Source organism: Streptomyces sp. NPDC026500, assembly GCF_055567635.1.
Genome location: NZ_JBVHQB010000035.1, coordinates 12193 through 24767 on the forward strand (window position 1 = coordinate 12193; position 12575 = coordinate 24767).

At 67.8% G+C, this 12575-nt stretch carries 13 protein-coding genes; all 13 read right to left on the reverse strand.

The window, feature by feature from the left end; all coding sequences use genetic code 11:
- Positions 1-3: 3 nt before the first annotated feature.
- The 13 genes from rplB to ACZ4N5_RS39140 all read right to left on the reverse strand — a co-directional run bounded on the left by rplB (position 4) and on the right by ACZ4N5_RS39140 (position 12549).
- Entirely contained in the window at positions 4-840 is an 837-nt protein-coding gene (rplB, locus tag ACZ4N5_RS39080) for a 50S ribosomal protein L2 (RefSeq protein ID WP_365870867.1), read from the reverse strand.
- Positions 841-879: 39 nt separating this feature from the next.
- Positions 880-1296 (reverse strand): 50S ribosomal protein L23, encoded by a 417-nt coding sequence (gene rplW / locus ACZ4N5_RS39085; protein WP_189190335.1) that lies wholly within the window; start codon positions 1294-1296, stop codon positions 880-882.
- Positions 1296-1952 (reverse strand): 50S ribosomal protein L4, encoded by a 657-nt coding sequence (gene rplD / locus ACZ4N5_RS39090; RefSeq protein WP_037627000.1) that lies wholly within the window; start codon positions 1950-1952, stop codon positions 1296-1298. Before rplD ends, rplW begins: the two co-directional genes overlap by 1 nt.
- A 4-nt stretch (positions 1953-1956) precedes the next feature.
- Positions 1957-2601 (reverse strand): 50S ribosomal protein L3, encoded by a 645-nt coding sequence (rplC, locus tag ACZ4N5_RS39095; protein WP_037627001.1) that lies wholly within the window; start codon positions 2599-2601, stop codon positions 1957-1959.
- A 17-nt stretch (positions 2602-2618) separates the two neighbouring features.
- A complete protein-coding gene (gene rpsJ / locus ACZ4N5_RS39100; RefSeq protein ID WP_003948644.1) occupies positions 2619-2927 on the reverse strand; it encodes a 30S ribosomal protein S10 in 309 nt (102 codons plus the stop codon).
- 720 nt (positions 2928-3647) lie between these two features.
- A complete protein-coding gene (locus tag ACZ4N5_RS39105; RefSeq protein WP_467761746.1) occupies positions 3648-4394 on the reverse strand; it encodes a hypothetical protein in 747 nt (248 codons plus the stop codon).
- A 5-nt stretch (positions 4395-4399) separates the two neighbouring features.
- Entirely contained in the window at positions 4400-4978 is a 579-nt protein-coding gene (locus ACZ4N5_RS39110) for a HEAT repeat domain-containing protein (protein WP_467761747.1), read from the reverse strand.
- Positions 4978-5448 carry a hypothetical protein gene (locus tag ACZ4N5_RS39115; RefSeq protein ID WP_467761748.1) on the reverse strand — a complete coding sequence of 157 codons (471 nt, stop codon included), beginning with the start codon at positions 5446-5448 and terminating at the stop codon, positions 4978-4980. Before ACZ4N5_RS39115 ends, ACZ4N5_RS39110 begins: the two co-directional genes overlap by 1 nt.
- Before the next feature lie 16 nt (positions 5449-5464).
- Positions 5465-5929, reverse strand: coding sequence for a hypothetical protein (locus ACZ4N5_RS39120; protein WP_467761749.1), 465 nt, complete (start codon positions 5927-5929; stop codon positions 5465-5467).
- Between the two features lie 23 nt (positions 5930-5952).
- On the reverse strand, positions 5953-10611 hold the full coding sequence (locus ACZ4N5_RS39125) for a DUF6531 domain-containing protein (RefSeq protein WP_467761750.1): 4659 nt from the start codon (positions 10609-10611) through the stop codon (positions 5953-5955).
- A gap of 146 nt (positions 10612-10757) precedes the next feature.
- Positions 10758-11435: a hypothetical protein gene (locus ACZ4N5_RS39130; protein ID WP_467761751.1), complete on the reverse strand. Its 678-nt coding sequence runs from the start codon at positions 11433-11435 to the stop codon at positions 10758-10760.
- Positions 11432-11704: a DUF397 domain-containing protein gene (locus ACZ4N5_RS39135; RefSeq protein WP_467761752.1), complete on the reverse strand. Its 273-nt coding sequence runs from the start codon at positions 11702-11704 to the stop codon at positions 11432-11434. Before ACZ4N5_RS39135 ends, ACZ4N5_RS39130 begins: the two co-directional genes overlap by 4 nt.
- Entirely contained in the window at positions 11701-12549 is an 849-nt protein-coding gene (locus ACZ4N5_RS39140) for a helix-turn-helix domain-containing protein (RefSeq protein WP_467761753.1), read from the reverse strand. Before ACZ4N5_RS39140 ends, ACZ4N5_RS39135 begins: the two co-directional genes overlap by 4 nt.
- Between the last annotated feature and the right edge of the window lie 26 nt (positions 12550-12575).

Consider the following 12575-nt stretch of genomic DNA (forward strand, 5'->3'; position numbering starts at 1 on the left):
CTCCTAGCGCTTCTTGTTCGTCTTGCGGCGGCGGACGATGTACTTGTTCGAAGCCTTCTTCGGCGAACGAGTACGACCCTCCTTCTGACCCCACGGGGAGACCGGGTGGCGACCACCGGAGGTCTTGCCCTCACCACCACCGTGCGGGTGGTCAACCGGGTTCATCGCCACACCGCGGACGGACGGGCGAACGCCCAGCCAGCGCTTACGGCCGGCCTTACCCCAGTTGATGTTGCTCTGCTCGGCGTTGCCGACCTCGCCGACCGTGGCGCGGCAGCGCTGGTCGACCAGGCGGATCTCACCCGACGGCATGCGGAGGTGGGCCATGGTGCCCTCCTTCGCGAGCAGCTGCACCGAGGCACCGGCGGAGCGGGCGAACTTGGCGCCGCCACCGGGACGGATCTCGATCGCGTGGATCGTGGTACCGACCGGGATGTTGCGGATGGCCAGGTTGTTGCCCGGCTTGATGTCGGCCCCAGGACCGTTCTCGACGCGGTCACCCTGCGACAGGTTGCGCGGGGCGAGGATGTAGCGCTTCTCGCCGTCCGCGTAGTGCAGCAGCGCGATGCGCGCGGTGCGGTTGGGGTCGTACTCGATGTGCGCGACCTTCGCCGGCACGCCGTCCTTGTCGTGACGACGGAAGTCGATCACTCGGAAGGCGCGCTTGTGTCCGCCACCCTGGTGGCGAACGGTCACACGACCGGAATTGTTACGGCCGCCCTTGCTGTGCAGGGGGCGAACCAGCGACTTCTCCGGCGTGGACCGCGTGACCTCGACGAAGTCGGCGACGCTGGAGCCACGACGGCCCGGCGTAGTCGGCTTGTACTTGCGGATTCCCATTTCTCAGTCCTCGTCCGATATTCGGACCAGGGCACTCCGTTAGGAGGCCTGGCCGAAGATGTCGATACGGTCGCCCTCAGCGAGGGTCACGATCGCGCGCTTGCTGTCGGCACGCTTGCCGAAGCCCGTCTTGGTGCGCTTGCGCTTGCCCTGACGGTTGATCGTGTTGACCCCGGTGACCTTGACCGAGAAGACCGCCTGGACGGCCTGCTTGATCTGGGTCTTGTTGGCCCGCGGGTCCACGACGAAGGTGTACTTGCCCTCGTCGAGCAGCGCGTAGCTCTTCTCCGAGACGACCGGCTTGAGGAGGACGTCACGGGGATCCGTGAAGCTCTTGCTCAGCGGGGTCTCGACGGTGTTCTTGCCTTCGGCCTCGTGGCGCTTCGCCTTGGCGACGCGCGCGACCTTCTTGGCCTTGGCGGCCTTCGAGGCAATGCTCGGGTGACGCGTAGCCATCAGGCTTCGCTCCCTTCGGTGTCAGCGGCCTGGGGGCCAGACACGAAGGACTCGAAAGCGGCCTGGGTGAAGACCACGTCGTCCGAGACGAGAACGTCGTACGTGTTCAGCTGGCCCGGCTCCAGGATGTGGACCTGGGGCAGGTTGCGCGCGGAGAGCAGCGCGGCCTCGTCGGAGCGCTCGATGACCAGGAGCACGTTCTTGCGCTCGCTGACCTTGCCGAGGAAGCTCTTCGCGGCCTTGGTGGAGGGGGTCTCGCCCTCGATCACGCCGGTGATGACGTGGATGCGAGCGTTGCGGGCCCGGTCGGTGAGGGCGTGGCGCAGGGCCGCGGCCTTCATCTTCTTCGGGGTCCGCTGCGAGTAGTCACGCGGGGTGGGGCCGTGAACGACGCCACCGCCGGCGAACTGCGGCGCGCGGGTCGAACCCTGACGGGCGCGGCCGGTGCCCTTCTGGCGGTAAGGCTTGCGGCCACCACCGCGGACCTCGCCACGACGCTTGACCTTGTGCGTGCCCTGACGGGCCGCGGCCAGCTGCGCGACGACAACCTGGTGGAGCAGCGGGATGCTGATCTTCTCGACGTCGAAGATCTCGGCCGGGAGCTCAACAGTCCCGGCGGTGTCGCCGGAGGGCGACAGAATGTCAATGGTGCTCATGTCCTCAGGCCCCCTTGGCCGCGGTACGGACCAGGACGAGGCCGCCGTTCGGACCAGGGATCGCTCCCTTGATGAGGAGCAGGCCCTTCTCCGCGTCAACGGCGTGAACGGTCAGGTTCTGGGTGGTGACCCGCTCGTTGCCCATGCGGCCCGCCATGCGGACGCCCTTGAACACACGGCCCGGGGTGGCACAGCCACCGATGGAGCCGGGGGAGCGGTGCTTGCGCTGGACACCGTGTCCGGCGCCGAGGCCCTTGAAGTTGTGACGCTTCATGACACCGGCGAAGCCCTTGCCCTTGCTCTTGCCGGTCACGTCCACCTTGATGCCGGCCTCGAACACCTCAGCGGTGATCTCCTGGCCGAGGGTGTACTCGCTGGCGTCAGCGGTACGGATCTCGACGAGGTGGCGGCGGGGAGTGACGTCGGCCTTCGCGAAGTGGCCCTTGAGGGGCTTGTTCACCTTGCGCGGGTCGATCTCGCCGAACGCGATCTGGACGGACTCGTAGCCGTCGACGTCGTTCGTACGGACCTGGGTCACGACGTTCGGGCCGGCCTTGACGACGGTGACGGGAACAACACGGTTGTTCTCGTCCCACACCTGCGTCATGCCGAGCTTCTCGCCGAGGATGCCCTTGATCTGCTTAGCCATTCTCAGATCACCGATCCCTAGAGCTTGATCTCGATGTCGACACCGGCCGGGAGGTCGAGTCGCATCAGGGAGTCAACGGTCTTGGGCGTGGGGTCGAGGATGTCGATGAGGCGCTTGTGCGTGCGCATCTCGAAGTGCTCGCGAGAGTCCTTGTACTTGTGCGGCGACTTGATGACGCAGTACACGTTCTTCTCAGTGGGCAGCGGCACCGGGCCCGCGACCGACGCACCAGTGCGCGTCACCGTCTCGACGATCTTCTTCGCCGACGAATCGATGACCTCGTGGTCGTAGGCCTTGAGCCGGATGCGGATCTTCTGTCCCGCCATGGCTACTCAGTAGTCCTTTGTCTCGATTAAAACGCTCTGGTACCCGGGGGTTCGCGTCCTGACCTCCGACCCACGCGGTCGGGTGTGTCGCGCTCCTGCCGACAGGGATATCCGTCACGGATTTCCCTACGAGGGACGCGGCTCCGCCCGAAAGCAACCGCAGGACCGGGGGCGAAAACACCCACCGGGTGCCTGGTCTGCACCCCGCTGACACTTCCCGGAAGATTCCCGTACGTCCGCCCCAGCGCTGCCTCACGACAGATTGGGCGACGAGTACTGTGGGACTCGCTTCCAGTCCTCCCGACGGGAGGCGCGCAGCATCGGCACTCGACCGAGCAACCCCGCTAGTCTGCCATACCGGACGGGGGGCTGGCCAATCGAGCCGGAGATCGTACCCCTAAGGTGACGGAGGTCAAACTCCGGCACGACCTGGATCCCGACACCGGTCCACCGACCCTCTCCCCCGGGCCCGCCGAGGCCCCGCATCCGCTCCGGAGCCCCCGCATCACTGGCCCACCGGGGAGCCACAGCCCCTTCACCGGGCGGGCCCGCCGCCCCTGGCCTGCCGCGTGACTCCCCCAGGGTCGGCCACATCGCTCCCCGAGGGCCTGCAGCCACTGCCCGAGCCGAGCCCGCTGCCCCTCCCGGAATCTCCGGGCCGGGGTCGTAGAGGCTCAGCAGCCCCTCGCCGGTCTCGCGGCCCTGTGCGAACGGCTCGCCTCAGCCATCCCCCGGCCAGTCGCCGCACCGCCGCCCAGCGCCTCCACCGTCACCGTCGACCTGCTCCAGCAGTTCCTCCAAGGCGTGGGCGTAGGCGCGGAAGCCTGCCCTGCCGTACTCCGGAGCGCTGGAGTCCGGGCGGAGGATGCCCGGAAGGAAGGCGACCCGCCAGGCCCGGAACGTGGCGGCGGTACTGGCTCGTCCCGCATCGTCCGCCAGGGCGACCGCGGTGGTGAGAGCCTCAGCCACCCATTCCGCGCCCTGCGCCACTTCGGTCCCCCCGGCGATGGCGGCCGTGACCAACGCCTGTAGGAATCGGGCGAGTTGGAGATCCGCCCCCATGTGACACATCCGACGCACGGCCGACGGACGTTCGAGTTCCGTGAGGCGGGGCGAGATCTCCTCGATGCAGCCGGACCACAGGAGCAGGGACGGCGCGGTCACCGGGTACTCGCGCAGATAGCCCAGTTCGTCGACGATGGCCATGGACGCATCGCTGAAGCCGCCGAGCGCGCGGACGACGGCGAGCAGCCGGTCCACCTCGGCCCGTCGCGCGCTCACCAGACGCCCAACCGAGGCGTCCGCGACAGCCCAGGTCCCGGTGGCGACCACAGCGCCGATCTCCACGATCCCGCCGAGGGCTGCGAAAACCTCCCGCGCGTACGCCTGCTCGGGGCGCGGGGCGACGTGTTCGGCCGGGCCGGCGTCGCGCCGCCCCCCGGCAGCGCCGGAACCTGACATCCCCACGACGGCTACCCACCCCCCAGCATCTCGTCCTCGTCGAAGCCTAGTTCGTCCTCGATTCCCAGTTGCTCCGCGGCGTGCCACCTCAGTGGGTCGGGCCATTCCTCCGGGGCGCTCGTGGCAATGCCTCTGAGGAGTGCCAGCGCGTCAGGAGTGCCGATCTCTCCGAGCGACTGGACCCCTTTCACGCACAGAGGGAAGAACGGCCCGTCGGAACCCTTCCGCTCCCGAAGGAGAGCGCTGATCGCGTCCACCGCCTCGGGGGCGCGCAGTTCGCCGAGCATGTCGACCAGATCCTCCGCGTTCACCCGTTGCACGCCCGAAGCAAGCACCGCCACCAGGATCGGGGCGAGCCCCTCGGGACGCAGATGAACAGCCGCACCTGCGAGCCGCTCGAACCTCCGCCAGTCTCCGTTTTCGGAGGCGAACCGCAGCCGATCGAGGATGCGGGTGCGTGGCTCGGGGACCGCTGCCGCCCATTGCTCCGCCCTCTCCCGACCGACATACCCCTGGCTGGCGAAGAGGAGTCCGTCGATGTATCGCTGACTACCGGAACAGATGACCACCATCTGCTTCTCCCCTTCCATCAGCGCCGTCGACGCAGGGCCTTCCAGGCGTCACTGACCGCGTACGACGACTCCAGCCGCCAGGTCGCCAGCTTGTCCAGCACCTTGGACACGACCTTCCACCACTTGAGCCACAGCGGCAGATCCCGGAACGGCACGTAGTCGAGGGTGTCGTCGACGGCGTTCACGGCGATGCTCATGCGACCCGGGCCTTCCGCCCGCAGGGCCGCGTACAGCTCCGGTGTCAACGCGCCGTTGAGTCGGGCAGCAACACCGGCCGCGGTGAACGCGAACCCCTGCTCAGCACGGTCCGGGAACCGCATCGCCCTGATGATCCGCGGCGAGGCCTCGGCCAGGGTGCAATTGAAGGCCAACCCGATCACCGCCGTACCAAGACGGCTTTCGCCGCGCTCGTACGCCGCGTCCCAATCGGCGGGGTCGTCGATCCGCAGCAGGCCTTCGCCGCTTTCCCAGTCCCACTCCGGTGCCATGTCCGACTCCCCCCTGTCAGCGCCGCCGGCGCAGCGCCCGCCAGGCGTCTTCGACTGTCTCCGCCGATCGCAGCCACCAACTCTCCAGCTTGTTCCGCACCCGCGACCGGACCTTCCACCATTTGAATCGCGGAGGCAGCTCCCGGAACGGCACGAAGGTCAAGGTGTCCTTGATGGCGTACTCGGCGATGCTCCTGGGGCCCTCCGCGCGCAGTGCGGCGTACAGCTCGGGGGTCAGTCGGCCGTTGATCCGCGCCGCGACAGCGGCCGCGGTGAACGCGAACCCGCGTTGAGCGAGATCCGGCAGCTGCATCGCCCTGACGATCCGCGGCGACGCCTCCTCCAGAGTGCAGTTGAAGGCCAACCCGATCACCGCTGATCCCAGAGGCCACTCACCCCGCTCGAACGCGGCGTCAACCTCGGCGGGGTCGTCTATATGTGCCACGCCCTCGCCGCTTTCCCAGTCCCACTTCGACACCATGTCCGACTTCCTTCTGTCCGTAATCAGTCGCACGGTGGCGGGAGGACTTTCTGCTTCTTGGTGTTGTTGATCATTCCCTTCTTTTTCAACTTGTTCAGATCACCTTCCGTGATGCTGTCCGATGGGTACTTGCCCTGGACATGGCCATGGTAGATCTCCTTGACGATGTTGCCGTCCTTGTTGGTCTCGTAGTGGTGCCGATCGAGAACCACGATCTCGTTGTTGGCATGATCCACGCCAAGCCGCCGGAATTTGGCCGGATTGTTCGGGTCTCCCAACGGTATGGATCGGTCCAACGCAGCCTGACCGTTCGCGGGCGCCCGCCCGATCTCGCCCTTAGCCGACGAACTGCTGCCCGAACCATGCTTGGTGTATGAAGAGTCGTCATAGATACGAACCGGCTCGTCGCCCTCCAGGCCGAGCGGGTCGCTCCAGCGCAAGGGATTGTCGACGTAGGCGTGGTGGTTCGGGGCGGGGACCAGGCCGAGTGGGTCGGGTGAGAGGTAGCTCGCGGTGTCCGGGTCGTAGTAGCGGGACAGGTTGTAGTGCAGCCCGGTTTCCGGGTCGCGGTACTGGCCCGGGAAGGCCAGAGGGCACAGGCCGTCGTCGGCGCCGGCCAGGGGCCTTCCCCACAGACTGGTGGCGGCCCGCCAGGCGATCGTCCCGTCCTCGCCGACTAGCTCGCTGGGCGTGCCGACCAGGTCGGTGATGATCGCGTAGAACTGCCGGTCGACGTCGTCCGGGTCGTCGGTGCACCACCGGCTGCGGACCTGGGCGGCCGCGCGGTGGGTGCCCGGCTCCCAGTCCCAGGTGTCGGTCTCCACCACGTCGGCGCGGAGCGACTGCTGCTCCGCGAGGTTGGTGCCGTCCCAGGTGAAGAGGATCTCGTCGGCGACCGAACCGTCCGCTTCCACACGGACCTTGGCGGTGCGCCGGCCGAGCGCGTCGTAGCGGTACCGCCATACACCGCTGTTGGGCGTCGCCGCCTCGGTGAGCCGGTCCTCGGCGTCCCAGGTGAACGTCCAGATCCGGCGCAGCCCGGACAACGTCCGCCGGATCACGCGGGCGACGCGCCCTTGGGCGTCGTGCTCGTACGCTGTGCGGCCCGCCGCATCGACCATCGTCCCGGAGTGCCGTGCCGGGCCCTGAGCGTCCTCTCCGCCAGGGGCCGGGTGGCCGGAGGCGGTGAGGTTGCCCAGGGCGTCGTAGGCGTAGGACTCGGTCCAGGTCTCGGCCGAAACCCGCGTGACGCGGCCCGCGCGATCGAGGTCGAACCTGCGGGTGCCGCCGAGCCTGTCGGCGATCTCGGTCAGGTGACCGTCCGCGCGGTAGCGGTAGGAGCGGGACTGCCGCACGGTCGCGACGCCGGATTCGCCGTCGCCGGCGGTCCCCGACCGGATGATCTGTTCGACGAGACGGTGGCCGGAGTCCCAGGACTGCGTCAGTGTGGCGCCGCGGCCCAAGCCGCGGGCGGTTTCCCGGCCGGCCGCGTCGTGCGTGAAGGTCAACTCGCCTCCCGCGGTGACGAGCCCGGTGGGCAGACCCGCGGAGTCGTACGACCAGTGCGAAGTCGCGCCGGACGGCGTCGTCCGCCGCAGCCGTCGGCCCAGCTGGTCGTATGCGCTCGTGACGGTCCGGCCGTCGACGGTCTCGGCGAGAATCCGGCCCACCGCGTCGTACCCGTAGGTGACCGTGCTGCCGGGGCTCGCGGCCTCGACCAGGCGTCCTGCCGCGTCGTAGCGCAACGAGGTCACCGCGCCGTCGCCGGTGCGCGACGTCACCACTCGGCCCTCAACGCTACGGATCATCCGCACCGTCTGGCCGCTGCCGTTCGTCCGCTCGACCTGGCGGCCGGTCGGGTCGCAGACATAGGTGAGCGTGCGGCCGTTGAAGTCCGTCTCACCGATCAGGCAGCCCGCCGCGTCGTAGCGGTAACTCCACTCGTCGCCAAGCGGATTGGTCACGGTGGTGAGCCGCATCTCGGTGTCGTGAGTGAAGCGGTAGCGGGTGCCGTCCGGGTCGGTCCTGGCAGTAGGCCGGTCGAACGCCCCGTACTCGAAGGCGGTGGAGAATCCGCCTGCGGCACAGTGCTCGGTGAGGTTGCCCTCCGCGTCGTACGACCAGGTGTCCCGGCCGCCGTCGGAGCGCTCCCGCCACAGCAGCAGGCCCTCCGAGTCCCAGCCCTGGCGGACGGTCCCGCCAACAGGGTCATCTATGCGCACGACGCGGCCACAGGCGTCCCTCTGTACGGTGACGACGCTGCCACGCGGATCGACGACCCGCACCGGAAGCCCAGTCCCATCGGTGTCGAACCGGAACGTGTTGCCCAGCGCGTCGGTCTCCGCGATCCTGTGCCCGCGTTCGTCGTATGTGTACGAACTCACCGCGCCCAGCGGGTCGGTACGGGTGAGCAGGTTGCCCCGGTCGTCGTACGCCCGCTCCCAGCGAGCGCCGTCGGCTTCCGTGACGAAGACCGGCAGGAAGTCGTCGTACGCCACGTGGACGCTGGTGCCGTCCGGCCGGTCCAAGCGCACCGGCTGGCCGTGCGCGTCCAGCGTGAAGCGTGTCGTGTTGCCCAGCTCGTCGGTACGGGACAGCAGCCGTCCGTAGTCGTCGTGCTCGGTCTGCACTACGAAGCCCAACGGGTCGACGACGCGAGTGAGGTGGAGTCGCTCGTCGTAGTGGTACTCGGTGCGGTGGCTGAGACTGTCGGTCATCGTGGTGACGCGCCACACGTCGTCATACGCGAACTGGGCGGACATGGCGCCGTCCTGCCCGGTGCCGTGCGCCACGCGGTCGGTGGCGCCGTCGTATGCGTAGCGGTACCAGCGGTCGTTCCGGTCGGTCCAGGACGTTATGCGGCCGAGTTCGTCGTACGTCAGCCGGTAGGGGCGGCCGGCGGAGTCGGCGATCGCGGTGAGATGACGCTCGGGATCCTCATAGAGGTACCTACGCAGGACCGTGCCGGGGCGGGGGCCCGTCGCGCTGTCGGTGGAGTCCAGGAGACGCAGAGTCGTGATCCGGCCGTCTTCGGTGTCGACGGCGAGCTCGTAACCGCCGGAATGACGGATCGTGACGGGCGTGCCCTCGACAGTTCGTCGGAAGTCGAGCCGCTGCCCGTTGGGGTCGGTGACGGCATTGAGCGGGAGCACGACCGCCGCTCCGCTGCTGGCATCGGGGGAATCCGTGACGAGCGCGGGACCGTAGTGCCGGGTCAGGCCCGTGAAGGGGTCGCTGATCGTAACCGTGCCGCCGGGGGTTCCGTCCCAGGTCAGTGGGCGCCTCGGACCATGGCTCGGCAGTACCGGGCTGCCGGGCTCCGGCACCGGGTAGACCTGGAGCATGCCGTCCGCACTCGCACAGACGGCACCCTCGCCATCGAGTTCGAGGCGCTCGTCGAAGGTCGACATCCACGCGGGACCGAACCAGTGCCCGGAGCGGAAGCTCGAAACGTGGTGGCGCTCGACCACCAGGGGGAGCAGGCCCGGCAGACGGACGTCCGTGTGGGACATCAGCATCTCGCCGGTAATCATGTCGACGGGGTCGCCGCCTTTGCAGCGGCCCTCCATGGCCTTGCCCGCCTTGGCCTCGTCCTCAGCCCCCGAACGCAGCCCCTTGAAGAGGTCCTTCATGCGCTGCGCGCCGTTCTTGCCCAGGCCACGCGCTGCAAGTCCCATGCCTTTGAGGCCGAACTTGAGCTCCTTCATCGCCGCCAGGCCGCCCTTGAGGCCCTTGGCCAGCCCGCCGAGGGTAGTGATCCCCTTCATCATGGGTATGCAGTCCAGCGCCGCGAAGCCCACGTCCCATAGGGAGGCCTGGCCCTTCGCGTATTTATTGAGCGTGTCGGCGAGGACGACCAGCGCGGCGATCAGCACGATCGCGCCGAGGATCGGCCCCCCGATGATCATCGCGATGATCCCCACGACCGCGACAACGACCTTGCAGACCGCGACGATGGTGTCCCAGTTGTCGGAGAACCAGTCCCCGACCTCCTCCCACCACTTCCGGTTGTGGATACCGGCGTCCGACGCCTCGTCGATCTTCGACTTCGCGTCCCGCGCGGCCTCCTCCCGCATCTTGCGGGCATCCGCCGCCATCTTCTTCGCCGCGTCCAGCGCACTGTTCGCGTTCGTCACATCCGACTGAGCCGAGGTCTGCGCCGACTTCGCGTGCTGAGCGTCCCGGGTCGCGGCCCGCACCTTCGCCTCGTCCGGCTTCTCCGCGTCCTTGCTGCCGGTCGGATCGTCCTTGTACTTGTCCGCTTCCTTGCCGGCCTTCGTCACCCACGAATCAGCCGACGACAGACGGGACTTGGCGGAGGTCAGGTCGGACTGGGCCTCGCGGCCCTTGGCGAGCGCCTTGTCCGCCAGGGCCTGCGCGCGCTCCAGCTTCGGCCAGTAGTCGGCGAGCGCGTCCCCCGCCATCTCGTACGACTTCTTCAGCTTCTTCAGCTGCTTCGGCACACTCGAGAACTCGTCCTGGAACGCCTTCGCCGACTTCCCAGCCCACTGCAGAACCGCGTCCTCGTCCGCCATCCCCTTGATCAGACGGAGCGCGTCTGACACGTCGTCGGCGAAGTCGTGCAGATTCTTGGACAGGCTCCGCACCCGGTCCGGGTCCCCCGGCGTGGGGTCCTTGTCCAGATCCAGGACATGCCAATCCGTCGGCCGATTCCCCGCCACGCCGCAACCCCCGTCACGTTCGCCTCAGTAACTCTCGTACGCATCAGCGAATTTACCCGAGGGCGACGACATGCGGGGATCAGGTCGCCGCTGGGCCCGGCGCCCAACTCGGCTGTTCCATGGACCGCTTCGACGTCGGACGCGACTCACGCATACGGATCGATCGCGTCCTCCAGGCCATGGGCGTACGCCCTCAGCTGGGCCTTGTCCTCAGCGCTCGAAGGTGAGTCGGGGCGCATGATGTCCGGCAAGAACGTGACGCGCCACATCCGGAAGGCGTCCGCCGCGGCCCGGTCGCTCTGGACACCGAGCAACGATCCCGCCGTCCGCACGGCATCGACGACCAGAGGCACAGCCGCGTCAGGACCAGGGCCTCTCACCGTGGCAGTTCCCACCAAAGCGTCCATGAAGGTGACCAGTTGGAGGTCCCCGCCCATGCGAACCATGCGCCGTAGTACGGCTGGGGCATCGATCTCGGGAGGGTAGCTTTCGATGCATCCCGAGTACATCGTCAGGTACTCGACTGTCACCTCGCGGCCGTCGTTCCATCCTCCCTGACCCTCGAAGATGGCCATCGTCTCGGGAGAGAAGTCGCCGACGTCTCGAATCAGTGCGAGGAGTCGATCGATCTCATTCCGGTGAGCCGCCACGAAACCGGCGAGGGACACATCCCGCAGAGCCAGTGCCCCCGATTCCCTCACCGCGCCCAGCTCCAGAATCCCCCACAGCGGGGCGAACACGTCATAGCCGAGTCCCGTTTCCGAGATCGGCGCATGGACGTGGTCCGTCTGCGCAGACCACTGCGAGCTGTTCTCCTGACTCATACCTGAGCGGCGTACGGGAGGAAGGCTGCCCATGTGGTGGGGGCGAAGGTGAGGCGGGGGCCCTGGGGGTTCTTGGAGTCGCGGAGGTGGATCTTGGTGGGGGTGGGGGCTATCTCGACGCAGTCACCGGCTTCAGCGCTGCTGCTGTGGCTGCTTTTGAACCACTCCAGGGCAACCTCGACGCAGTCACTGGGATTGCTGCTGTCGCTGTAGCTGCTCTTGAACCAGTACAGGTCGGAAGCGTCCCCGGAGAAGGTCTCTCTGATCATGTCTCTCCCAGCGCCTGCTCGATGAAGGCCAGCGACTCCCCCGGTGAGAGAGCTTGGGCCCGGATGATGCCGTACCGCAGTTCAAGAATCCGGAGCTGCCTCGGGTCGGAGACCGGGCGCCCGCTGAACTCGTCGTCGGTACGTCCCACGGCCGTGCCGTCCCCGAACTTCAACACCTGGATCCGCCCGGCCGCACCAGGATGGTCAGCGCGAGCAGTAGGCATCACCTGGAGTTCGACGTGTGCCAACTGTGCCATCTCCAGCATGTGTTCGAGTTGGCGGCGTAGCACCATTGTGCCTCCGACCGGACGCCTCAGCGTTACCTCTTCCTGGACGAAGCTGAGTTCCGTTGCCGGCGACCGGTCGAAAATAGTCTGCCTGGCCAATCGCGCGGCTACCGCCCGCTCCAACTCATCCGGCGACAGCGTGGGCCTCCACGTATCGAACAACGCCCGTGCGTACTCCGCCGTCTGCAACAACCCATGGATGTTGTGGTTGCTGTACAGCAGCAGCTCGACCGCCCGCTCCTCCAGCATCTTCAGCTCGCGCACCTTCTTCGGGTAGCGGGCCTTCTCCATGTCCTCCTTGAACGCCTTGAGACGGCCGCCGGCGTTCAGGACCTCGTCCGCCCGGTCCAGGAAGTCCGCCCGCGGAATCCGCGCCCCGCGCTCCACCTTGCGGACCAGGTCCTCCCCGTACCCGATCGCCCGCCCGAACTCGACCACCCGCATCCCTGCGGCCTCGCGCCAGAGCCTGACCTGGCGGCCGGTCGACTCCACCACCGGAGCGATCTCGTCCTCGGGGCTGACGTCCCACCCTGACTCGTCCGCGCTCTCGCTGTTCATGCCCACCCACCTCCAACGCCCACCGT